This is a genomic window from Pseudomonas sp. UBA6753, assembly GCF_002453565.1.
Taxonomy (GTDB): Bacteria; Pseudomonadota; Gammaproteobacteria; order Pseudomonadales; family Pseudomonadaceae; genus Aquipseudomonas; species Aquipseudomonas putida_Z.
In genome coordinates this window covers 17,264-31,116 of record NZ_DKHD01000050.1, presented here as the reverse complement: position 1 = coordinate 31,116, position 13,853 = coordinate 17,264, and the positions used below count along the sequence as shown (strand labels likewise).

The 13,853-nt window shown below is 62.8% G+C and carries 14 protein-coding genes; 12 read left to right on the top strand and 2 right to left on the bottom strand.

Annotated elements, in window-relative coordinates:
• The first annotated feature begins 210 nt into the window (after window positions 1–210).
• Genes B2790_RS19195 through B2790_RS19185 form a run of 3 tightly spaced genes read left to right on the top strand, consistent with a single transcriptional unit; the run spans window position 211 to window position 3,773 of the window.
• Window positions 211–870, top strand: a complete 660-nt coding sequence (locus B2790_RS19195; protein WP_286919507.1) for a paraquat-inducible protein A — start codon at window positions 211–213, stop codon at window positions 868–870.
• Window positions 857–1,480 carry a paraquat-inducible protein A gene (locus B2790_RS19190; protein WP_015268842.1) on the top strand — a complete coding sequence of 208 codons (624 nt, stop codon included), beginning with the start codon at window positions 857–859 and terminating at the stop codon, window positions 1,478–1,480. The genes B2790_RS19195 and B2790_RS19190 overlap by 14 nt, the downstream gene beginning before the upstream one ends.
• Entirely contained in the window at window positions 1,473–3,773 is a 2,301-nt protein-coding gene (locus B2790_RS19185; protein ID WP_286919505.1) for a PqiB family protein, read from the top strand. Before B2790_RS19190 ends, B2790_RS19185 begins: the two co-directional genes overlap by 8 nt.
• 167 nt (window positions 3,774–3,940) lie before the next feature.
• Here B2790_RS19185 and rpsT read toward each other — a convergent pair whose 3' ends face one another.
• The gene (gene rpsT, locus B2790_RS19180; RefSeq protein WP_003247625.1) at window positions 3,941–4,219 is read right to left on the bottom strand and encodes a 30S ribosomal protein S20; all 279 of its coding nucleotides are present in this window, start codon (window positions 4,217–4,219) and stop codon (window positions 3,941–3,943) included.
• Window positions 4,220–4,469: 250 nt separating this feature from the next.
• Between rpsT and murJ the strand changes: the two genes are divergently transcribed.
• The 6 genes from murJ (at window position 4,470) to ispH (ending at window position 11,805) form a co-directional block, all read left to right on the top strand.
• Window positions 4,470–6,008 carry a murein biosynthesis integral membrane protein MurJ gene (gene murJ / locus B2790_RS19175; RefSeq protein WP_274079154.1) on the top strand — a complete coding sequence of 513 codons (1,539 nt, stop codon included), beginning with the start codon at window positions 4,470–4,472 and terminating at the stop codon, window positions 6,006–6,008.
• Between the two features lie 118 nt (window positions 6,009–6,126).
• Complete coding sequence (ribF, locus tag B2790_RS19170; RefSeq protein WP_286919504.1) at window positions 6,127–7,077, top strand: bifunctional riboflavin kinase/FAD synthetase; 951 nt, start codon at window positions 6,127–6,129, stop codon at window positions 7,075–7,077.
• Entirely contained in the window at window positions 7,074–9,905 is a 2,832-nt protein-coding gene (gene ileS, locus B2790_RS19165; RefSeq protein WP_286919503.1) for an isoleucine--tRNA ligase, read from the top strand. The genes ribF and ileS overlap by 4 nt, the downstream gene beginning before the upstream one ends.
• The gene (gene lspA, locus B2790_RS19160; RefSeq protein WP_025337596.1) at window positions 9,898–10,413 is read left to right on the top strand and encodes a signal peptidase II; all 516 of its coding nucleotides are present in this window, start codon (window positions 9,898–9,900) and stop codon (window positions 10,411–10,413) included. The genes ileS and lspA overlap by 8 nt, the downstream gene beginning before the upstream one ends.
• Window positions 10,406–10,843: an FKBP-type peptidyl-prolyl cis-trans isomerase gene (fkpB, locus tag B2790_RS19155; RefSeq protein WP_003258215.1), complete on the top strand. Its 438-nt coding sequence runs from the start codon at window positions 10,406–10,408 to the stop codon at window positions 10,841–10,843. The genes lspA and fkpB overlap by 8 nt, the downstream gene beginning before the upstream one ends.
• Before the next feature lie 14 nt (window positions 10,844–10,857).
• Window positions 10,858–11,805 (top strand): 4-hydroxy-3-methylbut-2-enyl diphosphate reductase, encoded by a 948-nt coding sequence (gene ispH / locus B2790_RS19150; RefSeq protein ID WP_025337597.1) that lies wholly within the window; start codon window positions 10,858–10,860, stop codon window positions 11,803–11,805.
• A gap of 156 nt (window positions 11,806–11,961) precedes the next feature.
• On the opposite strand, the gene B2790_RS19145 is transcribed toward ispH, so the two are convergent.
• A complete protein-coding gene (locus B2790_RS19145) occupies window positions 11,962–12,459 on the bottom strand; it encodes a GspH/FimT family protein (protein ID WP_286919502.1) in 498 nt (165 codons plus the stop codon).
• 109 nt (window positions 12,460–12,568) lie between these two features.
• Here B2790_RS19145 and B2790_RS19140 point away from each other — a divergent pair, with 109 nt between their 5' ends.
• The 3 genes from B2790_RS19140 to B2790_RS19130 are packed head-to-tail and all read left to right on the top strand — an operon-like array spanning window position 12,569 to window position 13,853.
• Entirely contained in the window at window positions 12,569–12,751 is a 183-nt protein-coding gene (locus tag B2790_RS19140) for a prepilin-type N-terminal cleavage/methylation domain-containing protein (RefSeq protein ID WP_075043654.1), read from the top strand.
• Window positions 12,748–13,392: a PilW family protein gene (locus B2790_RS19135; RefSeq protein ID WP_286919501.1), complete on the top strand. Its 645-nt coding sequence runs from the start codon at window positions 12,748–12,750 to the stop codon at window positions 13,390–13,392. Before B2790_RS19140 ends, B2790_RS19135 begins: the two co-directional genes overlap by 4 nt.
• Window positions 13,389–13,853 carry a hypothetical protein gene (locus B2790_RS19130; protein WP_286919500.1) on the top strand — a complete coding sequence of 155 codons (465 nt, stop codon included), beginning with the start codon at window positions 13,389–13,391 and terminating at the stop codon, window positions 13,851–13,853. Before B2790_RS19135 ends, B2790_RS19130 begins: the two co-directional genes overlap by 4 nt.

Below are 13,853 nucleotides of genomic sequence, written 5' to 3'. Positions count from 1 at the left end.
AATTCCCAGGCATACGCAGCCCTGTGGGAGCGGGCGAGCCCGCGAACACCGGCAAAGCCGGTGCCATTCACCACGTCGCCTGTTTCGCGGCGGTTCGACGCCTCGACTCGCCCGCTCCTACAAAGGTCGCGCAGGCCCGCTGTTATGTTGCCTCCCACAATTCGAGCCAGAACACTAGAATAGGCCCACGCACCTATTCAGAAGCGCTATATGCCCAATCCTGACGAACCTGAAACCTTGGCCCAGTTGCCGCTGGACGAGCTTGTCGCCTGTCATGAATGCGACCTGCTGCTGCGCAAGCCCGTGCTCCAGCATGATGAGAAGGCCCAATGCCCGCGCTGCGGCTACGAGCTCTACGCCCATCGGCACAATGTGGTCAACCGCAGCCTGGCCCTGGTACTCACCGCCTTGCTGCTGTTTGTGCCTGCCAATTTCCTGCCGATCATGCAACTGCACCTGCTTGGCCAGACATCGGACGATACCGTCTGGAGCGGCGTGCTGGGCCTGTACAACTCGGAAATGCGCGGCGTGGCCGTAGTGGTGTTCCTGTGCAGCATGGCCATCCCTTTGGCAAAACTGCTCTGTCAGCTGGTCGTGCTCCTGAGCATCCGCCTGAACGTGGGGCGTAGTTTCGGCCTGCTGTTCTACCGCATCTATCACCACTTGCGTGACTGGGGCATGCTCGAGGTCTATTTCATGGGCGTGCTGGTGGCCATCGTCAAGCTGGTGGACCTGGCCGAGCTGACCGTGGGCCTGGGGCTGTTCTGCTTCATCAGCCTGTTATTGATCCAGGTGTGGCTCGAGGTGGTGATGTCACCGCACCAGATCTGGAGTGCGCTATCAGGGGAGGACCTGCATGCGGGCGATTGATGCAGGCATTCTTGTCTGCAATGAGTGTCACGAGCTGAACAGGCAACAGCCAGACAGCACTTCACAAACCTGTACACGCTGCGGTGCCATCGTGCATGCCCGTCGGCCGAACAGCATCGCGCGCACCTGGGCGCTGCTGATTGCCGCGTCGATCCTGTACATCCCGGCCAACATGCTGCCGATCATGACCGTGAGCACCCTGGGCCAAGGAAGCCCGGACACGATCATGTCCGGCGTCATCACCTTGCTCAAGCATGGCATGGTGCCCATTGCTGCCGTGGTGTTCATTGCCAGTATCCTGGTGCCCACGTTCAAGCTGGTGGGCATCGGCTTGCTGTTGTACTCCGTTCAGCGCCGGCAGCCGCTTTCGGCGCGGCAACGGATATTGATGTACCGCTTCATCGAATTCATTGGGCGCTGGTCCATGCTCGATATCTTCGTCATCGCCATCCTGGTGGCGGTGGTGAATTTCGGCCGAATAGCCAGTGTCGAAGCCAACCTGGGCGCTGTCGCCTTTGCAACTGTGGTGATCCTGACAATGCTTGCCGCTTTAACTTTCGATCCCCGACTGATTTGGGATAACACGGAGTCGGATGACGACCATGAGTGACCTGCCAACGGCTAAAACCCGCCCTGCCTCGAACTGGTCGGCCATATGGATCCTGCCTTTGATCGCCTTGATGATCGGTGGCTGGCTTGCGTGGCAGGCTTACCGTGATGCCGGTGTGGAAATTGAGGTTCGCTTCGAGTCGGGCGAGGGTATCGTCGCCAACAAGACCGAGGTGATCTACAAGGGCATGCCGGTTGGCAAGGTCAAAAGCCTGGTGCTCGACGCCAAGGGCGAGAACCAGGGGGTGATCGCCACCATCGAGATGAACAAGGCTGCCGAGCCTCATCTGACCAAAGGTACGCGTTTCTGGCTGGTGAAGCCGAGCGTCAGCCTGGCGGGTATTTCCGGCCTTGAAACACTGGTGTCAGGCAACTACATCGCCGTCAGCCCGGGGGAGGGGGAGCGCACCAAGCGTTTTACCGCCTTGAAGGTGGCGCCGCCGCTGTCGGACACCGAGCCGGGCCTGCACCTTACCCTCAAGGCCGAGCGGCTAGGGTCGCTCAACCGTGACAGCCCGGTGTTCTACAAGCAGATCCAGGTTGGCCGGGTCAAAAGCTACCGCCTGTCCGAGGACCAGAGCACCGTCGAGATCAAAGTCTTCATCGAGCCGGCCTATGCCAGCCTGGTGCGCAAGCACACGCGTTTCTGGAATGCCAGCGGCGTCAGCATCGATGCCTCGCTCTCGGGCGTGAAAGTGCGTAGCGAATCGCTGTCGAGCATTGTTGCTGGTGGTATCGCCTTTGCCACGCCGGAACACCGCAAGGACAGCCCACCTACCGACTCGAACCTGCCGTTCCGTCTGTATGAGGACTTCGATGCGGCCCAGGCCGGTATCCGGGTAAAGGTGAAATTGAGCGATTACGAGGGCCTGCAGGCAGGCCGTACACCGGTCATGTACAAGGGCATCCAGGTGGGCTCGCTCAAAGCCCTGACAATGGCAGACAACCTGGCCAGTGCATCGGCCGAGCTTACGCTGGACCCGTTGGCCGAGGATTATCTGGTCGAGGGCACGCAGTTCTGGGTGGTCAAACCGTCAATTTCCCTGGCGGGTATCACTGGCCTGGAGGCGCTGGTCAAGGGTAACTACATTGCCATTCGCCCTGGTGAGAAAGGGGCGCGGCCCGAGCGTGAGTTCGAAGCCCGCGCCAAGGCGCCTCCGCTCGACCTCAAGGCACCAGGCCTGCACATGGTGCTGTTCGCCGACACCCTGGGTTCGCTGGAAGTCGGTAGCCCGGTCATGTACCGCCAGGTGAAGGTGGGTAGCGTGCAAAGCTACCAGTTCGCCCGCAACAGCAATCGCATCCTGATCGGTGTGCATATCGAGAAGGAATACGAAAAGCTGGTCAACGGTTCGTCGCGCTTCTGGAATGTCAGTGGCATCACCCTGACGGGCGGCCTGTCGGGTATCAAGATCAAGAGTGAATCACTGCAAACCCTGATGGCCGGTGGTATCGCATTCGACACGCCACGGCCCGATGTACCCCTGAAACGCCACATCCCGCGCTTCCGCCTGCATGACAGCCAGGATGCGGTCAACCGCGCGGGTACGTTGATCACCATTCGCGTGGACCGTGCCGATGGCCTTAAGCCGGGCACGGCGATCCGCTTCCGTGGCCTGGATGTGGGCAGCATCGAGAGCGTCGACCTGACCGATGACCTGCAGGCGGTGCTGCTGCGGGCGCGCATTACCGAAGCGGCGGACCGTATCGCCCGCGTCGGTACGCAGTTCTGGGTGGTCAAGCCGGCCTTTGGCCTGGTGCGTACGCAGAACCTCGACACCTTGGTGGGCGGGCAGTACCTGGAAGTGCAGCCGGCTGCCAAGGACCGTGGCCCACAGCGCGATTTCATCGCCTTGGCCGACGCCCCGCAGGTGGCAGGGCCTGAAGTCGGCCTGCCGTTGACGCTGAGCGCCCCGCGCCGTGGCTCGATCAAGCCGGGCGTGCCGGTGACCTACCGTGAGGTTGCGGTGGGCAAGGTGACGGGCTTCGAGCTGGGCCAGAGCGCTGACCGCGTGTTGATCCATATCCTGATCGAACCGCGCTATGCGGCCCTGGTGCGCAGCGGTAGCCGCTTCTGGAACAGCAGCGGCTTCGGTTTCGACTGGGGGCTGGTCAAGGGGGTTACGGTGCGTACCGAGTCGGTGGAGACCATGATCGACGGCGGTATCGCCTTTGCCACGCCGGATGGCGAGCTGATGGGCAACCCGGCACGGCCGCAGCAGACGTTCGCCTTGTTCGACAAGGCCGAGGATGAATGGCTGCAGTGGGCGCCGAAGATTCAGATTGCCAAGTAAGATTGCAGAAGGGGCCGCTTTGCGGCCCATCGCCGGCAAGCCAGCTCCCACAGGGACCGCGCATGGCTTGCCGGCGATGAGGCCGGATCAGGTTATCCAGGCAAGCCCGTCAAATCGCAGGCAACAAAAAACCGACCCTAGGGTCGGTTTTTCGACTAGCACGTCGCTTAGGCAGCTGCAGCTTCTTTCAGCGCCTTGATGTGGCCATTCAGACGGCCTTTGTGACGAGCAGCCTTGTTCTTGTGGATGATGCCCTTGTCGGCCATACGGTCGATTACAGGCACAGCCAGAACGTAAGCGGCTTGCGCTTTTTCGGCGTCTTTTGCGTCGATGGCCTTGACTACATTCTTGATGTAGGTGCGGACCATGGAACGCAGGCTGGCGTTGTGGCTGCGACGCTTCTCAGCCTGTTTTGCACGTTTCTTGGCGGAAGGTGTGTTGGCCACCGTCGAGCTCCTCGAAAGACTTTAGGTAAATAGCAAACAAAATAGGCCGCGAATCATGCCGATCAGTCGAACGGATGTCAAGGCCACCTGCAAGGTTCCGCCGAGCGGTGCGCCAACAAGAGGGAAATATTCCTTTCTGCTGCGCGACCTGTAAACTCGGGAATTTTTGGCTCCCCTGCGAAGGCGCGGGAGTATCGCACATTCGGACGCTGTCTGGCAGCGTCCTCTGCCCTTGGCGTGAATCTTTTCGATGAACCTGCTCAAATCCCTGGCTGCGGTAAGCTCGATCACCATGATTTCGCGGGTGCTGGGCTTTGTCCGCGACACCATCCTGGCGCGTGTTTTCGGTGCCGGCATCGCCACCGATGCCTTCTTCATCGCCTTCAAGCTGCCCAACCTGCTGCGGCGCATCTTCGCCGAGGGCGCTTTTTCCCAAGCCTTCGTGCCAATCCTGGCCGAATACAAGACCCAGCAAGGCGAGGAGGCGACCCGCACCTTCGTCGCCTACGTCAGTGGCCTGCTGACCCTGGTTCTGGCGCTGGTGACCGCCATCGGCATTCTGGCGGCACCGTGGGTGGTGTGGGCGACCGCGCCAGGTTTTGTCGACAGCGCCGAGAAATACGAATTGACCACCGCCCTGTTGCGCGTGACTTTTCCTTATATATTGCTGATCTCGCTGTCGTCCCTGGCCGGGGCGATCCTCAATACCTGGAACCGTTTCTCGGTGCCGGCCTTTACCCCGACCCTGCTGAACGTGGCGATGATTGCCTTCGCCGTGCTGCTCACGCCGTATTTCGACCCGCCGATCATGGCCCTGGCCTGGGGCGTGCTGGCGGGCGGCCTGGCGCAGTTGCTGTACCAGCTGCCAGCGCTGAAGAAGATCGGCATGCTCGTGCTGCCACGCCTGAACCTGCGTGATGCCGGCGTGTGGCGGGTGCTCAAGCAGATGCTGCCGGCGATCCTCGGGGTGTCGGTGAGCCAGATCTCGCTGATCATCAACACCATCTTCGCCTCCTTCCTGGTGGCCGGTTCGGTGTCGTGGATGTATTACGCCGACCGCCTCATGGAGCTGCCTTCCGGCGTGCTGGGGGTGGCCCTGGGCACCATATTGCTGCCCACGCTGGCCAAGACCTACGCCAACAAGGACCGCGAGGAATACTCGCGGATCCTCGACTGGGGCCTGCGCCTGTGCTTCCTGCTGGTGCTGCCATGCACCCTGGCCCTGGCCATCCTCGCCGAGCCACTGACCGTGGCGCTGTTCCAGTACGGCAAGTTCACTGCCGTCGACGCAGCCATGACCCAGAAGGCGCTGATCGCCTATTCCGTGGGCTTGCTGGCGATCATTCTGGTCAAGGTACTGGCACCGGGCTTCTATGCGCAGCAGAATATCCGTACACCGGTGAAGATCGCGGTATTCACCCTGGTCTGCACCCAACTGTTCAACCTGGCCCTGATCGGCCCGCTCGCGCATGCCGGCCTGGCCCTGGCGATCAGCCTGGGGGCCTGCCTGAACGCCGGCCTGCTGTTCTGGAAGCTGCGCAGCCAGCAGCTGTTCCAGCCGCAGCCAGGCTGGCCGATGTTCCTGCTCAAGCTGGTGCTGGCAGTGGGGCTGATGTCGGCGGTGTTGCTGGCCGGCATGCATTACCTGCCGGCCTGGGAGCAGGGCAACATGCTCGAGCGCCTGGTGCGCCTGGGGGCTCTGGTACTGGCGGGCATCGTGACCTATTTCGGCTGCCTGTACCTGTGCGGCTTCCGGCCTCGGCATTTCGCCCGCAAGGCCTTGCACTAAGGCAGCGGGCGGGTCAGGCGTCGGTTTTTCGCATTCCACGCCGCCCTTGGGCGCTGCTGCCTGTCACCAGCGCCCGGGTGTGGTTATAATCGGCCACTTTATGAGCAAGAAGCGCGTTATGCAGCTGGTTCGAGGTCTTCACAACCTGCGCCCCGAGCACCGGGGCTGTGTCGCCACCATAGGCAACTTCGACGGGGTTCACCGCGGCCACCAGGCGATCCTGGCGCGCCTGCGCGAGCGCGGCCAGGCCTTGGGCCTGCCGACCTGCGTGGTGATCTTCGAACCGCAACCACGCGAGTACTTCGCCCCCGACACCGCGCCGGCCCGCCTGGCCCGCCTGCGCGACAAGATCGAGCTGCTGGCGGCCGAGGGTATCGACCGGGTGCTGTGCCTGGCATTCAACCAGCGCCTGAGCAAGCTCAGTGCCGATGCCTTCGTCAAGGCCATCCTGGTCGACGGCCTGGGTGTACGCCACCTCGAAGTGGGCGATGACTTCCGCTTCGGCTGCGACCGCGCTGGCGACTTCACCTTCCTGGTCGAGGCCGGCAAGCAGTACGGCTTCACCGTCGAGGCTGCCAACACGGTGATCCAGGACGGCCTGCGGGTCAGCAGCACCGAGGTGCGCAAAGCCCTGTCCGAAGGCAACTTCGAGCTGGCCGAGCACCTGTTGGGCCGCCCGTACCGCATCAGCGGCCGCGTGTTGCATGGCCAGAAGCTGGCCCGCCAGCTCGGCACACCTACCGCCAACATCCAGCTCAAGCGCCGCCGCGTGCCGCTGTCCGGGGTCTACCTGGCCAGCATCGAAATCGACGGCAAGGCCTGGCCGGGTGTCGGCAATATCGGCGTGCGCCCCACCGTTGCCGGTGACGGGCGCCCGCACCTGGAGATTCATCTGCTGGACTATGCCGGCGACCTTTACGGCCGGCGCCTGACGGTGGAGTTCCACCACAAGCTGCGTGAAGAGCAGCGATTCGCCTCCCTGGAGGCGCTGAAGTCGGCGATCGATGCGGATATCGCCGCCGCACGTGCACATTGGCACGCTCAACCGTTAACGAAGAGCCTGAAATGACCGACTACAAAGCCACGCTTAACCTTCCGGACACCGCCTTCCCCATGAAGGCCGGCCTGCCTCAGCGCGAACCGCAGATCCTGCAGCGCTGGGACAGCATTGGCCTGTACCAGAAGCTGCGCGAAATTGGCAAGGATCGTCCCAAGTTCGTCCTGCACGACGGCCCGCCCTATGCCAACGGCAAGATTCACATCGGTCATGCGCTGAACAAGATCCTCAAGGACATGATCGTCCGTTCCAAGACCCTGGCCGGCTTCGATGCACCGTACGTGCCGGGCTGGGACTGCCATGGCCTGCCGATCGAGCACAAGGTCGAGGTCACCCACGGCAAGCACCTGTCCGCCGACCGCACCCGCGAGCTGTGCCGCGAGTACGCCGCCGAGCAGATCGAAGGGCAGAAGACCGAGTTCATCCGCCTGGGCGTGCTGGGTGACTGGGGCAACCCGTACAAGACCATGAACTTTGCCAACGAGGCCGGCGAAATCCGTGCCCTGGCCGAGATGGTCAAGCAAGGCTTCGTGTTCAAGGGCCTTAAGCCGGTGAACTGGTGCTTCGATTGCGGTTCGGCCCTGGCCGAGGCCGAAGTCGAGTACGCCGACAAGAAATCGCAGACCATCGACGTTGCCTTCCCGGTTGCCGACGAGGCCAAGCTGGCAGCCGCCTTCGGCCTGGCTTCGCTGGCCAAGCCGGCCGCCATCGTGATCTGGACCACCACCCCGTGGACCATCCCGGCCAACCAGGCACTGAACATCCACCCGGAGTTCAAGTACGCCCTGGTCGACACCGGCGAGCGCCTGCTGGTACTGGCTGAAGAGCTGGTGGAGTCGTGCCTCAAGCGCTACAGCCTGGAAGGCTCGGTCATCGCCACCGCCCAGGGCTCGGCGCTGGAACTGATCAACTTCCGCCACCCGTTCTACGACCGCCTGTCGCCAGTCTACCTGGCCGACTACGTCGAACTGGGCGCCGGTACCGGCGTGGTGCACTCCTCGCCAGCCTACGGTGAAGACGACTTCGTCACCTGCAAGCGCTACGGCATGGTCAACGACGACATCCTCACCCCGGTGCAGAGCAACGGCGTGTACGTCGACTCGCTGCCATTCTTCGGCGGCCAGTTCATCTGGAAGGCCAACCCGGCCATCGTCGAGAAGCTGAGCGAAGTCGGTGCGCTGATGCACACCGAAACCATCAGCCACAGCTACATGCACTGCTGGCGCCACAAGACCCCGCTGATCTACCGCGCCACTGCGCAGTGGTTCGTGGGAATGGACAAGCAGCCGACCACCGGCGAGCCGCTGCGCGAGCGTGCACTGAAAGCCATCGAGGACACCAAGTTCGTGCCGGCCTGGGGCCAGGCGCGCCTGCATTCGATGATCGCCAACCGCCCGGACTGGTGCATCTCGCGTCAGCGCAACTGGGGCGTGCCGATCCCGTTCTTCCTGCACAAGCAGACCGGCGAGCTGCACCCACGCACCGTCGAGCTGATGGAAGCAGTGGCCAAGCGCGTCGAACAGGAAGGCATCGAGGCCTGGTTCAAGCTGGACGCCGCCGAACTGCTGGGCGCTGAAGCCGAGCAGTACGACAAGATCACCGACACCCTGGACGTGTGGTTCGACTCGGGTACCACCCACTGGCACGTGCTGCGTGGCTCGCATGACATTGGCCACGCCACCGGCCCGCGTGCCGACCTGTACCTGGAAGGTTCCGACCAGCACCGCGGCTGGTTCCACTCGTCGTTGCTGACCGGTTGCGCCATCGACGGCCACGCGCCGTACCGCGAGCTGCTGACCCACGGCTTCACCGTGGACGAGAACGGCCGCAAGATGTCCAAGTCGCTGGGCAACACCATCGAGCCGGAGAAGGTCAACAACACCTTGGGTGCCGATATCCTGCGCCTGTGGGTTGCCGCTACCGACTATTCCGGTGAAATGGCCGTTTCCGAGCAGATCCTGCAACGCAGCGCCGACGCCTACCGCCGTATCCGCAACACTGCACGCTTCCTGCTGTCCAACCTGTCCGGCTTCGACCCGGCCCGCGACCTGCTGGCCCCGGAAGACATGCTGGCGCTGGACCGCTGGGCCGTAGACCGCACCCTGCTGCTGCAACGCGAGCTGGAAGAGCACTACAGCGAGTACCGTTTCTGGAACGTCTACTCCAAGGTGCACAACTTCTGCGTGCAGGAGCTGGGCGGCTTCTACCTCGACATCATCAAGGACCGCCAGTACACCACCGGCGCCAACAGTGTCGCCCGCCGTTCCTGCCAGACCGCGCTGTACCACATCAGCGAGGCGCTGGTGCGCTGGATCGCGCCGATCCTGGCGTTCACCGCCGACGAAATCTGGCAGTACCTGCCAGGCGAGCGCAACGAGTCGGTAATGCTCAACGGCTGGTACCAGGGCCTGAGCGAACTGCCGGAAGGCACCGAACTGGACCGCGCCTACTGGGACCGCGTGATGGCCGTCAAGGCATCGGTCAACAAGGAGCTGGAAAACCAGCGTACCGCCAAGGTCATCGGCGGCAACCTGCAGGCTGAAGTCACCCTGTACGCCGACGAAGGCCTGAGCGCCGACCTGGGCAAGCTGGGCGACGAACTGCGCTTCGTGCTGATCACCTCGGCTGCCAGCGTGGTGCCGTTCGTGCAGGCGCCAGCCGAAGCCGTGGCCACCGAAGTCGAAGGCCTCAAGCTGCAAGTGGTCAAGTCCGGCCACGCCAAGTGCGGCCGTTGCTGGCACTTCCGCGCCGACGTCGGCAGCCACCCGGAGCACCCGGAAATCTGCGGCCGTTGCGTCGACAACCTGAGCGGTTCCGGCGAGGTGCGCCACTATGCCTAACCCTGCAGCGGGGCGCTTCGGGCGCCTTGCATGGCTTTGGCTGAGCCTGGTGGTACTGGTCCTTGACCAGGCCACCAAGCTGTATTTCAACAATGCCCTGACCATGTACCAGCAGGTTGTCGTCATCCCTGACTACTTCAGCTGGACCCTGGCCTACAACACTGGCGCGGCGTTCAGCTTCCTGGCGGAAAGCTCCGGCTGGCAGCGCTGGCTGTTCGCCCTGATCGCCGTGGTGGTCAGTGCCGTGCTGGTGGTGTGGCTCAAGCGCCTGGGGCGCAACGAGACCTGGCTGGCCGTGGCGCTGGCGCTGGTGCTGGGTGGCGCGATCGGCAACCTGTACGACCGCGTCGTGCTCGGCCATGTGGTCGACTTCATCCTGGTGCATTGGCAGAACCGCCATTACTTCCCGGCCTTCAACCTGGCCGACAGCGCCATTACCGTTGGTGCGGTGATGCTGGCGCTGGATATGTTCAAGAGCAAGAAGTCCGAGGATCCGGTCCATGACTGACACCCGTATCGGCCAGAACACCGAAGTCACCCTGCACTTCGCGCTGCACCTGGAAAACGGCGACACCGTCGACAGCACGTTCGACAAGGCCCCGGCCACCTTCAAGGTTGGCGATGGCAACCTGCTGCCAGGTTTCGAGAACGCCTTGTTCGGCTTCAAGGGCGGTGACAAGCGTACCGTCGTGGTGGCCCCGGAGAACGCCTTCGGCCAGCCCAACCCGCAGAACGTGCAAGTCATGCCGCGGTCCCAGTTCGAGGGCATGGAGTTGTCCGAAGGGCTGTTGATCATCTTCAACGACGCCGCCAACACCGAGCTGCCCGGTGTGGTCAAAGCGTTCGATGACGACCAGGTGACCATCGACTTCAATCACCCATTGGCTGGCAAGACCCTGACCTTCGAGGTGGAGATCCTCGAGGTGAAGGCCCTGTAAGCCTGGAGCCGAGCATGCAAATCAAACTCGCCAACCCTCGCGGCTTCTGCGCGGGGGTCGACCGGGCGATCGAGATCGTCAACCGCGCGCTGGAAGTCTTCGGCCCGCCGATCTATGTGCGTCACGAAGTGGTGCACAACAAGTTCGTGGTGGAAGACCTGCGCAACCGCGGCGCCATCTTCGTCGAAGAGCTGGACCAGGTACCGGACGATGTCATCGTCATCTTCAGTGCCCACGGGGTTTCCCAGGCCGTGCGCCAGGAAGCCGCTGGCCGTGGCCTGAAAGTGTTCGATGCCACCTGCCCGCTGGTGACCAAGGTGCACATCGAAGTGGCCAAGTACAGCCGCGACGGCCGTGAGTGCATCCTCATCGGCCACGAAGGGCACCCGGAAGTCGAAGGCACCATGGGCCAGTACGACGCCAGCAACGGTGGCGCCATCTACCTCGTCGAAGACGAGGAGGATGTTGCCAACCTGCAGGTGAAGGACCCGGACCACCTGGCCTTCGTCACCCAGACCACGCTGTCGATGGACGACACCAGCCGCGTCATCGACGCCCTGCGTGCGCGCTTCCCGAACATTGGCGGCCCGCGCAAGGACGACATCTGCTACGCCACCCAGAACCGCCAGGACGCGGTCAAGCAACTGGCGGACGAGTGCGACGTGGTACTGGTGGTCGGCAGCCCGAACAGCTCCAACTCCAACCGCCTGCGCGAGCTGGCCGAGCGCATGGGCACCCCGGCCTACCTGATCGACGGTGCCGAGGACCTGCAGCGTGGCTGGTTCGAGCAGACGGCGCGGGTCGGCATCACCGCCGGTGCTTCGGCCCCCGAAGTGCTGGTGCGTGGTGTGATCGAGCAGCTCAAGGCTTGGGGCGCCAGCGGTGCTGAAGAGCTGGATGGGCGGGAAGAGAACATCACCTTCTCCATGCCCAAGGAGTTACGGGTTCGGTCGCTGATCTGAAACGGCCCCCACCTGGTGCTGTTTTATGTGGGAGCGGCCTTGTGTCGCGAAAGGGCCGCAAAGCGGCCCCGGCAATATCAGCGCCAACGCTGAAATCCTGGGGCTGCTTTGCAGCCCTTTCGCGACACAAGGCCGCTCCCATAACGACCACGTATGCTAGCTGGAGGTGTCTTTGCATCGGGATTTTTTTGGCTCTCCTATATCTACCCTGACCCTGCCAGTCGATGCCATCACCACTTGATACTGGCTAGTTGCGGTCAAGCGCTCGCAAATCTCCATCGTTGAACCTAACCAATTACTGGTTGCCCCAAGCGGAACCCCTTGCGCACTGAATTTCAGCTGCTCACCTCGATTGCTCGTGATCTTCAGCGGCCGTGAAAGACGCTGCTCACGCAGCACCTGATGGTTATGCTCCAGCATCACCCGCCAACCATTCCCCCAATTACCGTCCAACGCCTGCACCAGCACCGGCTGGCTTTGCAACATGGCATGGCTGCGCGCGCTGCGCAGCGCCTGCGCCAGGTCTCGTGCAGCTGCCGCCCTGTGTAGGTCGTCGCTCAATCTGGCGTAGGCCGGCATGCCGAGCTGTGTCAGCAATGCGGCCACCGCCAGGGCCGACAACATTTGTATCAGTGTTACACCTCGTTGCTTCACCGTGCATTCCTCCCTGGAAGTGCTTGGCTGTAGCTTCACGGTCGTTGGACCGGCGGTCCAGTCGCCCGGGTTCAATGCAATTGCAGGAAAAGTCGCAGGAGGTGCAGGGATGCACGCAAGACAACGGGGCATGACGCTTCTGGAAGTGTTGTTGGCGGTGGGTGTGGTGGCCGTGGGTATGTTCGCAGCGGCAGGCCTGCAACTGCAGGCATTGCAGGCTGCGGAGGACGCGCGTCGCGATGGGAAGGCGGCAATGGCGGCGCACAGCGAGCATGAAAGGGGGCGGCCATGAGCCGCGCCCAGCGTGGTTTCGGCTTGCTTGAGCTGATGCTGGCGCTGACCATCGGGTTGCTGCTGTTGGCGGCGGCCAGCCAGCTATTTGCCTCGGCCCACCATACCTGGCGGCTGCAAAGCACGGCAGTACGCATGCAGGATGAAGCTCGCCTGGCATTGCTGCGAATGGCCCAGGATATCCGCATGACCGGGATGTTCGGCTGCTTGCGACTGCAGCCAAAGCACTTCGGCAGTTCGAGCGCAGAGCACGCATTCGCCCGGCCGATGGAAGTCGAAGCATCCACCCTTAGCCTGGTCGTGGCGGAGTTACCTGGGCAAGCCGGTGGGCCGCAGTGGTTCCTGCACACGGACTGTACTAGCAAAGTGTCTGTGGACGATGAGTTGAAGGAGGGCTACCCACAGGTTCACCCCATCAGCAGATATGTCTACCAACTCGAGGGCAATACGCTGAGATTCAAACGCAACAACAGCAATTTCCAGCCGCTGGTTGAAAATGTGCGGTCAATGCGTTTGCAGCGTGTGCAAATGGCACAGGGTGAGGGGGTGGATATTGCCCTGACGCTTTACGAACCCACGCTCGAACTTGAACAGCACCATGAACTGAGCGTCGCAATCCGCAACCCGGTGCCGGCCTCATGAATCGTCAGTGTGGCATAGTCCTGTTGTTGGCCTTGGTCCTGAGCCTGCTGCTTGGGCTGCTTGCGGCGTCCGCCCTGCGTGATGCGCTGGCGCAAACGCGAATGACCGGCTATCTGAGAGAAGGCCTGCTGGCGCTGGAGCAGGCCGAGGCCACGCTGCTGGCAGGGGCAGGCGAGCTCGAGCGGGCTCCCCCCGACCCTTGCGAGGCGTGCCCGCCACCCGCTCGACCGCATGACCTGAGCGGGCAGTGGCAGCGCACGCCAACCGGCTATTTCCATTTGCAGAATCTGGGTACCAGCGAACACGCGGCGCATATGCCGGAAGGGCAGCAGGTCACCCTGTACCGCGTCACCGCCGTCAGCCTGCAAACCCAGTCACGGCATGTGCTGGAAGCGGTCTATGCCATGGGCGAGGACACGACCCGGCGCATTGCCTGGCGGCAGAGATTGCGAGGAGACTGA

Coding starts and splice junctions, on each gene's coding strand:
- ileS (WP_286919503.1), top strand. CDS start 7,074: ATGACCGACTACAAAGCCACGCTTAACCTTCCGGACACCGCCTTCCCC.
- ispH (WP_025337597.1), top strand. CDS start 10,858: ATGCAAATCAAACTCGCCAACCCTCGCGGCTTCTGCGCGGGGGTCGAC.
- B2790_RS19130 (WP_286919500.1), top strand. CDS start 13,389: ATGAATCGTCAGTGTGGCATAGTCCTGTTGTTGGCCTTGGTCCTGAGC.
- B2790_RS19140 (WP_075043654.1), top strand. CDS start 12,569: ATGCACGCAAGACAACGGGGCATGACGCTTCTGGAAGTGTTGTTGGCG.
- fkpB (WP_003258215.1), top strand. CDS start 10,406: ATGACTGACACCCGTATCGGCCAGAACACCGAAGTCACCCTGCACTTC.
- murJ (WP_274079154.1), top strand. CDS start 4,470: ATGAACCTGCTCAAATCCCTGGCTGCGGTAAGCTCGATCACCATGATT.
- B2790_RS19195 (WP_286919507.1), top strand. CDS start 211: ATGCCCAATCCTGACGAACCTGAAACCTTGGCCCAGTTGCCGCTGGAC.
- B2790_RS19190 (WP_015268842.1), top strand. CDS start 857: ATGCGGGCGATTGATGCAGGCATTCTTGTCTGCAATGAGTGTCACGAG.
- ribF (WP_286919504.1), top strand. CDS start 6,127: ATGCAGCTGGTTCGAGGTCTTCACAACCTGCGCCCCGAGCACCGGGGC.
- B2790_RS19135 (WP_286919501.1), top strand. CDS start 12,748: ATGAGCCGCGCCCAGCGTGGTTTCGGCTTGCTTGAGCTGATGCTGGCG.
- lspA (WP_025337596.1), top strand. CDS start 9,898: ATGCCTAACCCTGCAGCGGGGCGCTTCGGGCGCCTTGCATGGCTTTGG.
- B2790_RS19185 (WP_286919505.1), top strand. CDS start 1,473: ATGAGTGACCTGCCAACGGCTAAAACCCGCCCTGCCTCGAACTGGTCG.